General features: G+C 73.9%; 14 protein-coding genes and 1 pseudogene. 9 read left to right on the top strand and 6 right to left on the bottom strand.

Annotation, left to right across the window (positions count from 1 at the left end):
* The first annotated feature begins 32 nt into the window (after positions 1–32).
* Together IGA62_RS25855 and IGA62_RS25860 are read left to right on the top strand one after the other, a co-directional pair.
* On the top strand, positions 33–1,232 hold the full coding sequence (locus IGA62_RS25855) for a hypothetical protein (protein WP_186499864.1): 1,200 nt from the start codon (positions 33–35) through the stop codon (positions 1,230–1,232).
* The gene (locus IGA62_RS25860) at positions 1,225–1,974 is read left to right on the top strand and encodes a sugar isomerase domain-containing protein (RefSeq protein ID WP_145818442.1); all 750 of its coding nucleotides are present in this window, start codon (positions 1,225–1,227) and stop codon (positions 1,972–1,974) included. Before IGA62_RS25855 ends, IGA62_RS25860 begins: the two co-directional genes overlap by 8 nt.
* A 160-nt stretch (positions 1,975–2,134) precedes the next feature.
* Here the strand turns inward: IGA62_RS25860 and IGA62_RS25865 are convergent, their stop codons facing one another.
* Genes IGA62_RS25865 through IGA62_RS25875 form a run of 3 tightly spaced genes read right to left on the bottom strand, consistent with a single transcriptional unit; the run spans position 2,135 to position 4,642 of the window.
* Complete coding sequence (locus IGA62_RS25865) at positions 2,135–2,959, bottom strand: MetQ/NlpA family ABC transporter substrate-binding protein (protein ID WP_145818441.1); 825 nt, start codon at positions 2,957–2,959, stop codon at positions 2,135–2,137.
* 46 nt (positions 2,960–3,005) lie between these two features.
* The gene (locus IGA62_RS25870; protein ID WP_232624775.1) at positions 3,006–3,662 is read right to left on the bottom strand and encodes a methionine ABC transporter permease; all 657 of its coding nucleotides are present in this window, start codon (positions 3,660–3,662) and stop codon (positions 3,006–3,008) included.
* Positions 3,659–4,642, bottom strand: coding sequence for a methionine ABC transporter ATP-binding protein (locus IGA62_RS25875; RefSeq protein WP_145818440.1), 984 nt, complete (start codon positions 4,640–4,642; stop codon positions 3,659–3,661). Before IGA62_RS25875 ends, IGA62_RS25870 begins: the two co-directional genes overlap by 4 nt.
* Before the next feature lie 328 nt (positions 4,643–4,970).
* Here IGA62_RS25875 and IGA62_RS25880 point away from each other — a divergent pair, with 328 nt between their 5' ends.
* From IGA62_RS25880 to IGA62_RS25895, 4 genes are all read left to right on the top strand, one after another.
* On the top strand, positions 4,971–6,236 hold the full coding sequence (locus tag IGA62_RS25880) for a sensor histidine kinase (RefSeq protein WP_145818439.1): 1,266 nt from the start codon (positions 4,971–4,973) through the stop codon (positions 6,234–6,236).
* The gene (locus IGA62_RS25885; protein ID WP_145818438.1) at positions 6,233–6,904 is read left to right on the top strand and encodes a response regulator; all 672 of its coding nucleotides are present in this window, start codon (positions 6,233–6,235) and stop codon (positions 6,902–6,904) included. Before IGA62_RS25880 ends, IGA62_RS25885 begins: the two co-directional genes overlap by 4 nt.
* A 78-nt stretch (positions 6,905–6,982) precedes the next feature.
* Positions 6,983–7,876 (top strand): ABC transporter ATP-binding protein, encoded by an 894-nt coding sequence (locus IGA62_RS25890; protein ID WP_145818437.1) that lies wholly within the window; start codon positions 6,983–6,985, stop codon positions 7,874–7,876.
* Positions 7,873–8,949: an ABC transporter permease gene (locus IGA62_RS25895; protein WP_145818436.1), complete on the top strand. Its 1,077-nt coding sequence runs from the start codon at positions 7,873–7,875 to the stop codon at positions 8,947–8,949. Before IGA62_RS25890 ends, IGA62_RS25895 begins: the two co-directional genes overlap by 4 nt.
* 93 nt (positions 8,950–9,042) lie before the next feature.
* Here the strand turns inward: IGA62_RS25895 and cobF are convergent, their stop codons facing one another.
* From cobF to cbiE, 3 genes are read right to left on the bottom strand one after another with little or no spacing between them, the layout of a single operon-like run.
* A complete protein-coding gene (cobF, locus tag IGA62_RS25900; RefSeq protein ID WP_145818435.1) occupies positions 9,043–9,813 on the bottom strand; it encodes a precorrin-6A synthase (deacetylating) in 771 nt (256 codons plus the stop codon).
* A 5-nt stretch (positions 9,814–9,818) separates the two neighbouring features.
* The gene (gene cobM, locus IGA62_RS25905; RefSeq protein ID WP_145818434.1) at positions 9,819–10,589 is read right to left on the bottom strand and encodes a precorrin-4 C(11)-methyltransferase; all 771 of its coding nucleotides are present in this window, start codon (positions 10,587–10,589) and stop codon (positions 9,819–9,821) included.
* A complete protein-coding gene (gene cbiE / locus IGA62_RS25910; RefSeq protein WP_145818433.1) occupies positions 10,586–11,812 on the bottom strand; it encodes a precorrin-6y C5,15-methyltransferase (decarboxylating) subunit CbiE in 1,227 nt (408 codons plus the stop codon). The genes cobM and cbiE overlap by 4 nt, the downstream gene beginning before the upstream one ends.
* Positions 11,813–12,123: 311 nt before the next feature.
* Here cbiE and IGA62_RS25915 point away from each other — a divergent pair, with 311 nt between their 5' ends.
* The 3 genes and pseudogenes from IGA62_RS25915 to IGA62_RS29735 all read left to right on the top strand — a co-directional run.
* A complete protein-coding gene (locus tag IGA62_RS25915) occupies positions 12,124–14,193 on the top strand; it encodes a magnesium chelatase subunit D family protein (RefSeq protein ID WP_145822005.1) in 2,070 nt (689 codons plus the stop codon).
* The gene (cobO, locus tag IGA62_RS25920) at positions 14,193–14,807 is read left to right on the top strand and encodes a cob(I)yrinic acid a,c-diamide adenosyltransferase (RefSeq protein ID WP_145818432.1); all 615 of its coding nucleotides are present in this window, start codon (positions 14,193–14,195) and stop codon (positions 14,805–14,807) included. Before IGA62_RS25915 ends, cobO begins: the two co-directional genes overlap by 1 nt.
* Positions 14,801–16,192, top strand: a pseudogene (locus tag IGA62_RS29735) (cobyrinate a,c-diamide synthase); the annotation flags it as partial. The gene cobO and the pseudogene IGA62_RS29735, both read left to right, overlap by 7 nt.
* Between the last annotated feature and the right edge of the window lie 67 nt (positions 16,193–16,259).

Here is a 16,259-nt window from a genome sequence, read left to right on the forward strand (position 1 = left end):
GGGTCGGACACGGGACGGCATGCCTCGCGGTCGTGCCCGGCGAACCGATGGGTGGCTACGTCGACCGGTCCGAGGGCGTCCAGGACGTGCTCGACCCGCTCGAGGTGCACGTGGTGACCGTCGCCGACGACGGGCACCGGTTCGCGCTGGTGGTCGTGGACCTGATCTGTGTGAACGCCGACGTCGTCGAGCGGATCCGGACCGCCCTGCGGGACGTCGGGGTGCCGTCCTGCTGGGTCGCGGCCACGCACACCCACGCCAGTCCCGAGGCGGGTTGCGCCCCCGGCGGCGGGATCACCCCACGGGACGTCGGCGACCGGCTGGTGGCCGTCTCGCTCACGGCCACGCGCCGGGCCGTGGCGACCGAGCGTGAAGCCCGGCTCACCGCCACCCGCACCCTGGTCTCCGGGCTCGCGAGCCGGCGCAACGTCGTGGACTCGCCACCGATGGACATCCCCGTCGACACGATCGGGGTCACCGTGGGCGCCGACGTGGTCGGCCTGATCGTGGTCTCCCCGGTCCACCCGACCATCCTCCCCGCCGCCAACAACCACGTGAGCGCGGATCTGGCCGGGGGGATCCGTCGAGCGCTCTCCGGGCCCGACAGGTGGGTGGTCGTCGCCACCGGTGCCGCAGGCGACATCAGCACCCGGCACACCCGCCAGGGGCACGGACCACCCGAGGTGGACCGGCTCGGTGCCCTGGTGGCCGACCGGTTCGTACCGCCGGCCCCGGTCGACGGCGGCCCGGTGGCCCCGGTGCGGCCGCCGGTCTCGCGCAGCGTGCGCCTGCGGCCCAAACAGCCGGCGGAGCTCGACGCGTCCGCACGCCCGGTCCCGCAGATCCGGGACGGGCGCATCCGCCAGGTCCTGCAACAGGGGCTGCGGATCGCGCGGGAACAGGCCGCCCGCCAGCGCAGCGAACCGTACGAGATCGAGGTCGCGGCGGTCGACCTCGACGGTGTCACGGTCGTCGGTGTGCCCGGCGAGCTGTTCCTGGAACTGGGCGAGGCGATCCGTTCCCGCGCGGCGGACCGGGCGGGCGACGTCGTGGTCCTCGGCTACACGAACGGCTACCTCGGTTACCTGCCCGCCCGCGACACCCCGCCCTGCTACGAGACCTTCGCCAGCCCGGTCAGCGCCGGCAGCGGCGAGATCGTCGTCGAAACCGCCGTCGAGGCAGCCATCGAGGCCGCCCGCGATCGTGACCGTTCCAGGAGGAACTATGCCTGAACCCGCATACGCCGCCATCGCCCGGACCGCGCTCGACCAGATCCTCGCCACCCAGCTCGCGGCGATCGAGTCGGCGGCCACGCTCGTCGCCGACTCGATCGCCGCCGGTGGTGTGCTCCAGGCATTCGGGACCGGCCACTCGCGGATCGTGACCCTCGAACTCGCGGCGCGGGCCGGCGGTCTCGCCCCCGTCAGCATGCTGGCGGTCAAGGACCTCGTGATGTTCGGCGGCGCCGACCCGGGGCCGATCCTCGACCCGACGTACGAGCGTGAGTCCGGTCTGGCCGAGCGGATCTACGCGCTCGCCGCGCCCGCTGCGCAGGACCCTTTCCTGATCGTGTCCAACTCCGGCATCAACGCCGCCGTGGTCGAGATGGCGACGCTGGCTCGTGACCGGGCGCACCCGATCATCGCCGTCACCTCGCTCACCCACACCCGCTCCGCCGGGGCACGTACGACCCGGGGCCAGCACCTGGCCGACCTGGCGGACGTGGTGATCGACAATCTCGCCCCCGCCGGGGACGCGGCACTGGAGATCAGCCCGGGAGTTCGGATCGGAGCGGTGTCGTCGTTCACCGGGGTGTTCATCGCCCAGATGCTCACCGAGCTGGTCTGTCGTCGGCTCCTCGACCGGGGCCTCGACCTGCCGGTCTACATCTCGGCGAACCTCGCTCAGGGCGACGCGCACAACGCGGCCCTCCAGGAGCGGTACCGCGAGCGGGTCCGTCCGATCGAGCCGTGACCCCCTCGGCGTCGCCGTCGGAGCCCTTCCTGCGGCGGGCGTCGATCGCGCGTTCGCCCGAGGTCAGGGTGGTCGGGTCGGAAGGGGCGGGCACCGCCCGGACCGCCGTCGGGCCGGCGCAGCCCACCGGGTCGTCACCCGAGTGGGCTGCGCGTGGCGCTCAGAAGGCGGCCGTCACCGAGCCCTTGTACCTGCCGTCGATGTACGTCTTTACCTCGGGGGAGTGCAGCAGCTCCTCCAGCTTCCGGACCCGGGGGTCGCTGTCGCCGCCGTCGCGGACCACCAGCAGGTTCGCGTACGGGTTGCCCTCCGCCTTCTCCAGGGCGAGAGCGTCGGTGGCCGGAGTGAGGCCGGCGTCGATGGCGTAGTTGCCGTTGATCACCGACGCGACGGTGTCATCGAGGCTGCGGGGCAGTTGCGCCGCCTCTAGTTCCCGGAACTGCAACTGCTTCGGGTTGTCGACGATGTCGCGGGTGGTGGCCTTCACGCCGGCACCCTCCCGGAGTTTGATCACACCGTTGTTCGCGAGCAGGTTGAGCGCCCGGCCCGAGTTGGACGGGTCGTTCGGGATGGCGACCACACCCTTGGCCGGCAGGTCGGCGAGGGCGCGGACCTTCTTCGAGTACAGGCCGAGCGGTTCGATGTGCACCGGCTTGAGCGCGGTGAAGCGGTAACCCTTGGCAGCCTTCTCCTCGTCCAGGTACGGAATGTGCTGGAAGTAGTTCGCGTCGAGTTGGCCGTCCGCGAGCGCCCGGTTCGGCTGCACGTAGTCGGTGAACTCCACGATCTCCAGTTTCAGCCCGGCCTTCTCCGCCAGGTTGTCCTTGACGTAGGTGAGGATCTCGCCGTGCGGCACCGGGCTGACGCCGACCTTGAGCGCGGCGTCGGTGGGTGTCGAGGTGCCGGTGTCGTCTGTGCCGGAGCCGCAGGCGGTGAGGGCCAGGACGAGGGCGGCGATGATCAGCGAGGGGAGTCTGCGTCGCACGGTGGTGCCTTTCTCCTTGTCGTCCACGGCTGTCGACGTGGATGTCCTATCGGTGGGACAGGTGCCGGGCGATCCGGTCACCGAGCATCTGGACGGCCTGCACGACCACGATCAGCAGCACGACGGTGCCGACCATCACGTCGTCCTCGAATCGCTGGTAGCCGTAGCGCAGGGCGAGGTCGCCGAGGCCCCCGCCGCCGACCACGCCGGCCATCGCGGAGTATCCGATGAGCGCGACGACCGTGATGGTCAGTCCGGCCACCAGGCCGGGTCTGGCCTCGCGGAGCAGGACCTTGACGATGATTTGCCAGCGGGAGGCGCCCATCGCCCGGGCCGCGTTCACCACGTCCCGGCCCACCTCGCGGATCGAGGCCTCGACGATCCGGGCGTAGAACGGGATGGCGCTGACGGTCAGTGGGACGATGGCGGCGCTGGTGCCGATGGTGGTGCCGGTGACGGCCCGGGTGAACGGGATGATCGCCACCAGCAGGATGATGAAGGGCAGGGAGCGTCCGACGTTGACGACCAGGCCGAGCAGCGCGTTCACCGCCGGGGCCGAGAGCAGGTTGCCCCGCTCGGTGAGGACCAGCAGGACGCCGACCAGCAGCCCGCCGATTCCTGAGAGCAGGGTGGCGACGCCGACCATGTAGGCGGTCTCGGCGAGGCCCTGCCGGAGCAGGTCGACCAGATCCGGGGCGATCACCGCGCGGCCTCCACGCTCAGCCCGGCCCCGCGCAGGTCGTGCAGCGCGTCCGCCAGCGTCGGCGCTGCCTGGGGAAGCGCGATGCGCAGCCGGCCCGCCCGGGTGGCGGCGAGCTGCTCGACCGCGCCGGCGACGATCCGGACGTCCAGGTCGTGCCGGCGGGCCAGGGTGGACACCACGGACTCGTCGCCGGCCTGCCCGGTCAGCGTCACGTCGAACAGGACGTGGTCGGGCATGGTGGGCACCGGGCCCAGCGGAAAGAGGTCCCGGGCCAGTGGGGAGTCGGGACGGCCGACCAGCTCGGCCACCGGCCCGGACTCGACGAACCGGCCCTCCTGCATGACCGCCACCGCGTCGCAGAGCCGTTTGACCACGTCCATCTCGTGGGTGATCAACAGGATGGTCAGGCCGAGCCGCTTGGTGAGACCGCGCAGCAGGGCGAGGATGGCTCCCGTGGTGTCCGGGTCGAGCGCCGAGGTCGCCTCGTCGGACAGCAGCAGTCGGGGGCGGCTGGCCAGGGCCCGGGCGATACCCACCCGCTGCTTCTGCCCGCCGGAGAGTTGCGCGGGGTACGCGTTCGCGCGGTCGGCGAGATCGACCAGGTCGAGCAGTTCCTCGACACGGCCGGCCCGTTCCCGGCGTGGCACGCCCATCACCTCCAGCGCGAAGCTCACGTTGCCGGCAGCCGTACGGGAGTGCAGCAGGGCGAAGTGCTGGTGGATCATGCCGATGTCCTGCCGGACGCGCCGGAGGCGGTTCTCCCGCAGCCCGGTGAGCTCCACCCCGGCGACGGTCACCCGGCCCTCGTCGGGGCGTTCCAGCAGGTTGACGCAGCGCAGCAGGGTACTCTTGCCGGCGCCGCTGCGTCCGACCACGCCGAACACCTCGCCTTCGGCAACGGTGAGGTCGACGCCGTCCACGGCGGCGACCGGGCCGCCCCGGGTGTGGAAGGTCTTCCGCAGACCTTCGATGCGAATCACGGTGGTGTCCTCGTCAATCCAACGGGGTCAGGGGTGCTGCCGGGGTCGCCGGGCGGGTGGAGAGATCGGGTCGTCGTCGCCCGGCGGGCCCGGACGGGATAGGCGATCTTCCCTACCTGGTAAGTAGGTTAGGCCGTGGCCTCGGGATGTCGGCAGGATGGCCACCCGAACGTGAGGCGGAACACGCCGCGACGGGAACCCGACCCGACGCTCCTCGGTCCTGGCCGGGCGGGAGCTTTCCCACCCCGTGTACGGGTTGTCGCTTCACCGCGACGTCCGGTGCCATGGCCGTTCGCCGCCGGCCGGCCCGGTGTGCCATCGTCGCGGCATGAACGTTGACCCGGCCCCGTGGCGGCGACCCGGGCCGCTGCCCGAGCAGCGGCGCACCGACGTCCTGGTCGGCGTGGCCGTGACGACGGTGGCGCTGCTCAACCTCACGCTGGCCAACAGCGCGGGTCAGTTCGTCCTCGGCCGGCCGCCGTCCTGGCCCGAGCAGGTGTTCTGGACGGTGGCCTGCACGTTGCCGCTGGCCGTGCGTCGACGCCGGCCGGCCGCCGTGGCGATCGTGATCTCCGTGGCCTTCATCGCCGCCCAGTACCGCCAGTCGCCCGAGCAGCAGGTCTCCCTCGGCGCGCTCTACGCGGCCGTGTACACGGCCGGCGCCTGGAGCGCCGACCGGAAACTGGCCCGCCGGGTCCGGATCGGCATCATCGCCGCGATGTTCGGCTGGCTCGCCGTCTCCGCCGCGCTGGCGGTCGCCGACATCCCGCCGGACGCGTTCTCCGACGCGAGTGGCCCACTGGAGCCGCTGCTCGCGGTCATGGTCAACACTGTTCTCGTCAACGTGGTGTTCTTCGGCTTCGCGTACCTCTTCGGCGACACCGCGTGGACGTCGGCCCGCCGGCAACACCAGCTGGAGGTGCAGGCCGACCAGCTGCGCCGGTCGCAGGCCGACGCCGCGCAGGTCGCGGTCATGGGCGAGCGGGTACGCATCGCGCGTGAGCTGCACGACGTCGTGGCCCATCACGTGTCGGTGATGGGCGTGCAGGCCGCGGCGACCCGGCGGGTGATGGACAAGGACCCGGGCAAGGCGCGCACCGCGCTGGCGGCGGTCGAGCAGAGTGCCCGGACGGCCGTCGACGAGCTGCGCCGGATGCTCAACCTGCTGCGCGCCAGCGGCCCGGACGAGCGGCCGGGCGGCGTGGGCGTCGACCGGGTCGCCGAACTCGTCGCCAACGCCCGGGACGCCGGTCTCGACGCCCGGTTCGGCGTGTACGGCGAGCCGCTGCCCCTCCCGGAGTCGCTCTCGCAGGCGGTGTACCGGATCATCCAGGAGGCCATCACCAACACGCTCAAACACGCGGGCGCGACGGAGGTCGACGTGCGGGTCCGGTACCACGCCAACGAACTGGAGGTCGACGTGGCCGACAACGGGCGCGGCGCGCCGCCGGGTGCCACCGCCGGTGTCGGGCTCGGCCTGATCGGCATGCGGGAGCGGGTCACCGCCCACGACGGCACGCTCGCCGCCGAGTCGCGGCCGGGCGGCGGCTTCCGGGTCCGGGCCCGCTTCCCCCTGGTGCGGGTGCCGGCGTGAGCGCCATCCGGGTCCTGCTCGCCGACGACCACCACCTGGTACGGACCGGGTTCCGGGTCATCCTCGAGACGGAGGACGACATCGAGGTGGTCGGCGAGGCGTCCGACGGGCGGCAGGCGGTCGACCTGGCCGCCCGGGAACGGCCCGACGTGGTGCTGATGGACGTCGAGATGCCCGGCGGCGACGGGCTGGAGGCGACCCGGCGGATCGTCGCGGCCGACGCCGGGCCCGCGGTGCTCATCCTCACCACGTTCGACCGCGACGACTACCTGTTCGCCGCCCTCCAGGCGGGCGCCAGCGGGTTCCTGTTGAAGAACGGCACGCCAGAGGCGCTGATCGACGCGGTACGGGTGGTGGCCCGCGGCGACGCGCTGCTCGCGCCCGAGATCACCCGCCGGGTCATCGCCACGTTCGCCCGGCCGGGCGGGACAACCGGCGGCAGCCGTACCGACCGTGCCCGGCTGGACGAGCTGACCCCGCGCGAGCACGAGGTGCTGGTGCTGCTGGCCGGCGGGGCCACCAACGCCGAGATCGCGGCCACCCTCTTCCTCGGCGAGGCGACCGTGAAGACCCACGTGAGCCGGGTCCTGGCCAAGCTGGGATTGCGTGACCGGACCCAGGCGGTCGTGTACGCGTACGAGCACCGGGTGGTCACGCCCGGGGGATGACCTCCGTCGCGCGACGGACCCCGACGATCGATCGTGCGACGGACGTCGCCGGCACCGATCGTCCCTAGCGTCGTGGACATGACTTCGCTTCTGCATCTCGAGGCGGTGAACCGTGACTTCGGGGACCGAAGGGTGCTCCGGGACGTCACGTTCGACGTGGCGCCGGGCCGGCTGACCGGCTTCGTGGGCGCCAACGGCGCGGGAAAGACGACCACGATGCGCATCATCCTGGGCGCCCTCGCGGCCGACTCCGGCACGGTGACCTGGGGCGGCGCCCCGCTGACCCGCGACGACCGGCGTCGCTTCGGCTACCTGCCCGAGGAGCGCGGGCTCTACTCGAAGATGTCGGTCCGCGAGCAGTTGGTCTACCTGGGGCGGCTGCACGGCGTCGGCGCGATCGCCGTCGCCCGCAACACCGACGCCCTCCTCGACCGCCTCGGTCTGGGCGAGCGGGCCGACGACAAGCTGGAGAAGCTGTCGCTGGGCAACCAACAGCGCGCGCAGATCGCCGCCGCGCTCGTGCACGAGCCGGACCTGCTGGTGCTGGACGAGCCGTTCTCCGGGCTCGACCCGCTCGCCGTCGACACGGTGCTGGCGGTGCTGCGCGAGCACACCGTACGCGGCGTCGCGGTGCTGTTCTCCAGCCACCAGCTCGAGGTGGTCGAGCGGCTCTGCGACGACCTGGTCATCATCGGCGACGGCGTGATCCGGGCCGCCGGCAGCCGCGAGCGCCTGCGGCAGGCGCACACGCTGCCCCGGTACGAGATCCGGGTCGACGGCGACGCCGGTTGGCTGCGCGACCAGCCGGGTGTGACCGTGGTCGACCTGGACGGCCCGCACGCCGTCTTCGACCTCGCCCCCGGCGTCGACGACCAGTCGGTGCTGCGCGCGGCGCTCGACCGTGGGCCGGTGCGCGCGTTCCGTCCCGTCACCCCGTCCCTGGCCGAGATCTTCCGGGAGGTCATCCGTTGACCACGTACGACGCCGTCCGCCTCGTCGCGGCCCGGGAGATCCGGGTCAAGCTGCGCGACAAGGCGTTCATCTGGAGCACGATCATCTTCCTGGCGATCGCGGCCGCCGCCACTGTCCTGCCGAGCCTGTTCGACGGCGGCTCGACGTCGGTGGCCGTGGCGCCGGGTACGTCCGCCACGGCGTTGGCCGACGCCGGGCTGAAGGTACGCACGGTCGACGACGACGCGGAGGCCGAGCGACTGGTCCGCGCGGGCGACGTCGACGCGGCGGTGGTCGCCGGCCCGCGGGTGCTGGCGATGGACGAGGAGCCGTCGGAGGTGGTCGACGCTCTCAGCGCGCGCCCGGCCGTCGAGCTGCTCGACCCGAACGCGATGGACCCGGTGCTCGCGTTCCTCGTCCCGTACGCGTTCGCGTTCGTCTTCTTCGTCACGTCGCTGACGTTCGGACTCCAGATCGCCCAGAGCGTCACCGAGGAGAAGCAGACCCGGATCGTGGAGATCCTGGTGGCGGCGGTGCCGGTCCGGGCGCTGCTGGCCGGCAAGGTGGTCGGCGGAGCGGTCCTGGCCTTCGGACAGATCGCGCTGATCGCGGTCGTCGCGTACGCCGGAACGGCGGCGGCCGACGCACCGGGTAACCTGCTCGCGCTGCTCGGCCCGGCGATCGGCTGGTTCCTGCCGTTCTTCGTGGTCGGGTTCGTGATGCTGGCCGCGCTGTGGGCCGCCGTCGGCGCGCTGGTCAGTCGGCAGGAGGACATCGGCGGCGCGTCGACGCCGGTACAGATGATCGTGATGCTGCCGTTCTTCGCGGTGGTGTTCCTCCAGGACAACCCGACGGCCATGACGCTGCTGTCGTACCTGCCCGTGTCGTCGCCGACCGCGATGCCGGTGCGGCTGTTCACCGGCGACGCGGCCGGCTGGGAGCCGTTCCTGTCCCTGGCCGCCCTCGCGGTCACCGCGGTGGCGATGGTGTTCGTCGGCGCCCGGATCTACGAGGGGTCGCTGCTCAGGACCAGCGGCCGTACCCGGTTCGTGACGGCGTGGCGCGACCGGGAGGCCGCTCGTCTGACCGACTGAGACACGGGTGCCCGGACCCGTTGGGGTAGTCCCCCGGCGGGTCCGGGCGCGATCCGGTCAGCGTGGAGCGCCGCCGAACGCGGTCCCGCTCGGTCAGCCGCCGGTGACCGCGTCGCGGCGGCGCAGCAGGTAGGTGTCCATGATCCAGCCCTTGCGCTCGCGTGCCGCCCGCCGCGTCTCGACGATCTCCTGCGCCACCTCGGCCAGCGGCCCGGCGACCAGGATCTCGTCGGCGGTGCCGAGGTACGCCCCCCAGTAGATGTCGAGGTCCTCGTCGACGTGGCGGGTGAACGTGCAGTGCGCGTCGAGCATCACCACGATGTCGTCGACGTCCGGCGGCAGGCGATCGGCGATCCGCCGGCCGGTGGTCACCAGGAACGGGCGGCCGACCCGGTTCAGCCCGATCCGGTGCCGGGCGGCCAACGTCGACACGCTGCTCACCCCCGGGAACACCACGTGGTCGACGTCGAGCTTCCCCCGGGCCTCGATCTCCTCGACCACCGCGAGGGTGCTGTCGTAGAGGGCCGGGTCGCCCCAGACCAGGAACGCCCCGGTGCCGCCGTCGGCGAGGTGCTCGGCCATCGCGGCCTCCAGCAGGTCGGCCCGGTCCCGCCGCCAGTCGTCCACCGCCCGGACGTACCCCTCGGCGGTGCGGTCCCGATCCGGGTCGCGGACCTCCACCACCCGGTGGTCGTCCCGGGCGAAGCGGCGCATCAGCTCCTGCCGCAGGGCGATGAGGTCCTGCTTCTCCACGCCCTTGTCGAGAACGAAGAAGACATCCGTCCGGCCGAGGGCCTCCGCCGCCGCCAGGGTGAGCTGGCCCGGGTCGCCCGCGCCGATACCGATGATCAGGATTGTCCGCACGGCGCTCAGTGTGCCCCAGGGCGACGACGCTTCGCCGCCCGGTCCCGGTCGGGGGAGTAGAGGTAGCTGTCCGGGAAGGCGTCCGCGGCCAGCACCTGACCGACGATGATCACGGCGGTCCGGCGTACCCCGGCCTGCTCGACGGCGTCGGCGATGTCGGCCAGGGTGCCGCGCAGGATCACCTCGTTCGGGCGGCTGGCGTTGGCCACCACCGCGACCGGGCAGTCCTTGCCGTAGTGCACGGCGAGCTGGGCGGCCAGCTCCCGGGTCCGGGCGACCGCCAGGTGCAGCACCAGGGTGGCCCGGCTGCGACCGAGTTCGGCGAGATCCTCCCCGGCCGGCATCGGCGTGGAGCGGGCCTGGGTGCGGGTGAGGATCACCGTCTGCCCGACCGTCGGCACGGTCAGCTCGCGGCCCAGCGACGCCGCCGCGGCCGCGTACGACGGGACACCCGGCACGATCTCATAGGGCACGCCGGCCGCGTCGAGCCGGCGGACCTGTTCGGCGACGGCGCTGAACACCGCCGGATCGCCGGAGCAGAGGCGGGCGACGTCCTCCCCGGCGGCGTGCGCCGAGGTCATCTGCGCGACGATCTCGTCCAGGTTCAGGTCGGCGGTGTCGACCAGCCGCGCCCCGGGCGGGCAGACGGCGAGCAGGTCGTCCGGGACCAGGCTGCCCGCGTAGAGGCAGACCCGGGCGCGGGCCAGGATCCGCTGCCCCCGGACGGTGATCAGGTCGGCGGCGCCCGGTCCGGCGCCGATGAAGTACACGGTCACGGTCGTACCACCGCCCACTGCACCAACGGCCGGGCCGGTTTCCAGCCGGTGAAGCCACCCAGCGGCGCGGCCCGGTCCACCGCCAGACGGGTCAGGTCGCCACCGAGGCGGGCGGCCCGTTCGCCGAGTTCGCGCTCACCCTCCAAGGTGACCGCGTGGGCGACCAGCCGGCCGCCGGGACGCAGCGCGTCCCACACGACGTCGAAGAGCCCGGGAACGCTGAGCCCACCGCCGACGAAGACCGCGTCCGGGGTGGGCAGGTCGGCCAGCGCCTCCGGTGCCCGTCCCTGCACGATCCGCAGGTGCGGCACCCCGAGCGTGCGGGCGTTCCCGGCGATCCGTGCGGCCCGCTCCGGGCGGCTCTCCACCGCGATCGCGGCCGAGGCCGGGTCGGCGCGCAGCCATTCGACGCCGATGCTGCCGCACCCGGCCCCGACGTCCCACAGCAGCTCACCGCCGGTGGGGGCGAGACGGGACAGGGCCAGCGCGCGGGCCTCCCGCTTGGTCAGCGCTCCGTCGTGGTCGAAGGCGTCGTCGGGCAGCCCCGGCACCGTCGACAGTGGCCGGGTCCCGTCGGCGGCGACCACCCGGACGGCGACCACGTTGAGCGGGTCGCCGGGCGGTGCCGTCCACTCCCCGGCCGTACCGGTGACCCGCTCCTCCCGGTCGGCGCCCAGCGCGGCCAGGACGGTCAGTTCGCTGGGCCCGTAACCTGCGTCGGCCAGCGTTGCGGCCAGTGCGGCGGGGGTGTGCGCGTCGGTGCTGAGCACCAGCAGCAGCCGGCCGGGGACGAGGTCGCGCCGGACCCGGTCCAGGTCCCGGGCGACGGCGCTGTGCACGGTGACCCGCTCCACCGGCCAGCCCATCCGGGCGCAGGCCAGCGAGATCGCCGACGGGTGCGGCACGGTGTGCACCCGGTCCGGCCCGAGCAACCCCACCAGGTGGGTGCCGATGCCGTACCACATCGGGTCACCGCTGGCCAGGACGCAGATCCGCCGGTCGGCGTGGGCGGCGAGCAGGCCGGGCAGGGCGGGCAGCAGGGGCGTCGGCCAGGGCACCCGCTCGGCCCGGACCGATTCGGGCAGCAGGTCGAGGTGGCGTCGGCCGCCGACGACGACCTGGGCGTCCGTCACCGCCCGCCGGCCGGTCGCGCCGAGGCCGACCCAGCCGTCGGCGCCGACGCCGACCACGGTGACCGGGTCCAGGGTTGTCGAGAGGCTCACGTGGTCGAACGGTAGACGAGGATGATCGGCACCTGTCGTGGCGGGGGTGGATGTGACATCATCTGCGGCGACGGCGCGGTGAGGAACACCGGTGGGCCGGCCCGGAGGGTCGGCGAATCCGGGGCGGTCCCGCCACTGTGATCCGTCCGGCGGTGTCGTCGGGCGGAGAGCCAGACACTCGTCTCGCCGTCTCGTGCTGCCGGCGGACACTCCTTGCGGCGGCGCGGTCGTTGACCGGTCGCGGGCGAGGAGACCCGTGCGAGGTGAAAGGTGTGACCGTGCGGTCGTACCCGTTCTCCGCCGTCGTCGGGATGGACGACATGGCGTTGGCCCTCAGTCTCTGTGCCGTCTCACCCGGGATCGGCGGGGTGCTGGTGCGTGGCGAGAAGGGCACCGCCAAGTCCACCGCGGTCCGGGCGTTGACCGCGCTGCTGCCCCCGGTCGAGGTCGTGGAGGGTTGCCGGTTCTCCTGCGACCCGACGGCGGTCGACCCGCGCTGCCCGGACGGCCCGCACTCCGAGCCGGTGGCCTCCCGGGTGCGTCCCGCCCGCCTGGTGGAGCTGCCGGTGGGGGCCAGCGAGGACCGGGTCCTCGGCGCGCTGCACCTGGAGCGCGCCCTCAGCGAGGGCGTCACCGCCTACGACCCGGGCCTGCTGGCCGGCGCGCACCGGGGCCTGCTCTACGTCGACGAGGTCAACCTGCTGCACGACCACCTGGTCGACGTGCTGCTCGACGCGGCGGCGATGGGTCGGGCCACCGTGGAGCGGGAGGGCGTCTCGGTGACGCACGCCGCCCGGTTCGTCCTGGTCGGCACGATGAACCCCGAGGAGGGGGAACTGCGGCCGCAGCTGCTGGACCGGTTCGGCCTGACCGTCGAGGTCGCCGCCAGCCGGGACCCGCAGGTGCGGGCCGAGGTGATGCGCCGACGGCTGGACTACGAGGCCGACCCGGAAGGGTTCGCCGCCCGCTACGCCGACGCCGACGCCGCCCTCGGTGAGCGGGTCGCCCAGGCGCGCGCCCTGCTGCCGAAGATCCGCCTCGACGACGACACGGTGCTGCGTATCGCCGCGCTCTGCGCCGCCGCCGAGGTCGACGGGATGCGCGCCGACCTGGTCATCGCCCGTACCGCCATGGCCCACGCGGCGTGGTGCGGGCGCACCGACGTGCAGGTGGGCGACGTGCGGGTCGCGGCGCGGCTGGCGCTGCCGCACCGCCGCCGCCGCAACCCCTTCGACCCGCCGCAACAGGACCAGGCCGAACTCGAGCGGGCGCTCAGCGAGGCCGGTCTCGACGAGCCACCCCCGCCGCCGGAGGACCCGGAACCGCCGCAGGGCCCGGATGGTCCCGACGGCCCCCAGGGCCCGGACGGACCGGACGGTCCCCAGGGGCCGGACGGTCCCGACGGACCAGACGACCCGGGCGGCCCCGGGGGAGCAGGTGGACCCGAGGGCCCGGCCAGCGGGGACGAGTCGCCTCCGGACGGGCAGCGCCCCGCCGGGGAACCGTCGGGACCGTCCGGCTCCGGGCCGGCCACCCCGACGCCGGTGCCGGCCGGCGCACCCTTCCGCGCCCGGCTGCTGACCGTGGCCGGCACCGGTGCCGGCACCGCCGGCCGGCGCTCCGCCGCCGTCACCTCCGTCGGCCGGACCGTGGGCACCGCGCGGCCCACCGGCCCCGCCTCCGGCCGTCCCCACCTGGTGGCCACGCTGCGGGCCGCCGCGCCCCACCAGCGGATCCGGGGCCGGCGTGGCCCCGGCATCCTGGTCCGTCCGGGGGACGTCCGCCTGCCGGTACGCCAGGGGCGGGAGAGCAACCTGATCCTGTTCTGCGTGGACGCCTCCGGCTCGATGGGGGCGCGGCAGCGCATCGGCGCGGTCAAGGCGGCGGTGCTGTCCCTGCTGCTCGACGCCTACCAGCGGCGGGACAAGGTGGGTCTGGTCACCTTCCGGGCCGCCGACGCGGAACTGACCCTGCCGCCGACGTCCAGCGTGGACGTGGCCGCCGCCCGGCTGGAGGCCCTGCCGACCGGCGGGCGGACCCCGCTGGCCGAGGGGCTGCTGCGCGCCCGCGAGGTGCTGCGCGTCGAGGCGATCCGGGACCCGCGTCGCCGTCCGCTGCTCGTCGTGGTCACCGACGGGCGGGCCACCGCCGGGCCGGAGGCACTGCCACGTGCCCTGCGCAGCGCCCGGCTGCTGGCCGCCGACGGCGTACCCGCCGTGGTGGTCGACTGCGAGCAGGGGCGGATCCGGATGCGCCTGGCCGCCGAACTCGCCGCGAGCCTGGCCGCCGAACACCTGCCGCTGGCCGACGTCGCCGCGCCCACCCTCACCCAGGCGGTGCGCTCCCGCACCGCCGTCCGACACGGAAGCGGGGTAGCCTGATGCCACAGGGTCAACCGGTCGCCGTCCCCGACGACGGCCTCACCACCCGGCAGCGGCGCAACCGGCCGCTGCTGATCGTCCACACCGGTGAGATGAAGGGCAAGTCCACCGCCGCGTTCGGCCTGGCCCTGCGCGGCTGGAACCAGGGCTGGTCCATCGCCGTCTTCCAGTTCGTCAAGAGCGCCAAGTGGACGGTGGGGGAGGAGAACGCCCTCACCACGCTCGGCCGGGTGCACGAGGAGACCGGCCAGGGCGGCCCGGTCAGCTGGTACAAGATGGGCGCCGGCTGGAGCTGGAGCCGCACCCAGGGCACGGAGGCCGACCACGCCGCCCAGGCCGCCGAGGGCTGGGCGGAGATCAAGCGCCGGATCGCCGCCGACGAGCACGACCTGTACGTGCTCGACGAGTTCACCTACCCGATGAAGTGGGGCTGGGTCGACGTCGACGACGTGGTGGCCACCCTCCGGGACCGCCCCGGTCGGCAGCACGTCGTGATCACCGGGCGCGACGCGGACCCGCGCCTCGTCGACGCCGCCGACCTGGTGACCGAGATGACCAAGATCAAGCACCCGATGGACACCGGCCAGAAGGGCCAGCGGGGGATCGAATGGTGACCGCGCCGCCCCGGATCCTGGTCGCCGCGCCGGCCTCCGGGCAGGGCAAGACCACCGTCGCCACCGGCCTGATGGCGGCCCTGCGGCAGCGTGGCCTGACCGTCAGCGGCCACAAGGTGGGCCCCGACTACATCGACCCCAGTTACCATGAACTGGCGACCGGTCGCCGGGGCCGCAACCTCGACCCCTTCCTCCAGGGCGAGCAGCGCGTCGTGCCGCTCCTGCTGCACGGGGCCACCGTGGGCACGCGCGCCGACGTCGCGGTGATCGAGGGCGTGATGGGCCTGCTCGACGGGGCCGTCGGTCGCGCCGGCTTCGCCAGCACCGCTCACGTCGCCCGGCTCACCCGCACCCCGGTGCTGCTGGTGGTCGACGTGTCCGGCACGTCCCGCAGCATCGCCGCGCTGGTGCACGGCTTCGCCACCTTCGACCCGCAGCTCACCGTCGCCGGGGTCATCCTGAATAAGGTCGGCTCCGCCACCCACGAGGCGGAGATCCGGGAGGCGCTCGTCTCCACCGGCGTGCCGGTGCTCGGCGCGCTGCGCCGGGACGCGTCACTGGACACCCCCAGCCGGCACCTCGGGCTGGTCCCGGTCGCCGAACGGGCCGCCGCCGCCCGCCGTACCGTCGACGCGCTCGCCGCCCACGTCGCCGCCGGTGTCGACCTCGACGCGGTGCTCGCCCTCGCCCGCCGCGCGCCCGCCCTCACCGGCCCGGCCTGGGACCCGGTCGCCGAACTCGGCGGGTTCACCGCCGACGCGACCGTCGCGGTCGCGTCCGGGGCGGCGTTCACCTTCCGGTACGCCGAGACCGACGAACTGCTCTCCGCCGCCGGCCTGCGCCTGGCCACCGTCGACCCGCTGCGCGACGAGGCGCTGCCCGCCGACTGCGCCGGGCTCTACCTGGGCGGCGGCTTCCCCGAGGTGTACGCCGCAGACCTCTCCGCCAACCGGCCGATGCGCGAGGCGGTGGCGGCCGGCGCCGCCGCCGGCCTGCCCGTGGTGGCCGAGTGCGCCGGCCTGCTCTACCTCGCCCGGGAACTCGACGGCGCGCCCATGGCCGGGGTGCTCGACGCCACCGCCCGGATGACCGACCGGCTCGTCCTCGGCTACCGGGAGGCCCGCGCGGTCACCACCAGCGTGCTGACCGACGCCGACGACCTGGTCACCGGGCACGAGTTCCACCGCACCCGGGTCGACCCGGTCGGCGAGCCGACCCACGCCTGGCGGTTCCGGCCCCGGCCGTCCGTGGCGCACGGCACCACCAGCCACGCCGTGGACGGCTTCGTCGCCGGACCCGACGCCACCGTGCACGCCTCCTACCTGCACGTGCACTGGGCCGGGCACCCCCGCCTGGCCGCCCACTTCGCCGCCGCCGCACACCGGCACCGCACCGGCACGGCGATCTCCGCCCCGCGCCGCTCCCAGGAGGACACCGTGGACCCGACGCCCA

This window comes from Micromonospora sagamiensis (genome assembly GCF_014680085.1).
GTDB lineage: Bacteria > Actinomycetota > Actinomycetes > Mycobacteriales > Micromonosporaceae > Micromonospora > Micromonospora inyonensis.

Excerpts from the sequence above, each read along its gene's own strand:
- IGA62_RS25860 (WP_145818442.1), top strand. The coding sequence starts at position 1,225 with ATGCCTGAACCCGCATACGCCGCCATCGCCCGGACCGCGCTCGACCAG.
- IGA62_RS25915 (WP_145822005.1), top strand. The coding sequence starts at position 12,124 with ATGGACGACATGGCGTTGGCCCTCAGTCTCTGTGCCGTCTCACCCGGG.
- cobO (WP_145818432.1), top strand. The coding sequence starts at position 14,193 with ATGCCACAGGGTCAACCGGTCGCCGTCCCCGACGACGGCCTCACCACC.
- IGA62_RS25880 (WP_145818439.1), top strand. The coding sequence starts at position 4,971 with ATGAACGTTGACCCGGCCCCGTGGCGGCGACCCGGGCCGCTGCCCGAG.
- IGA62_RS25890 (WP_145818437.1), top strand. The coding sequence starts at position 6,983 with ATGACTTCGCTTCTGCATCTCGAGGCGGTGAACCGTGACTTCGGGGAC.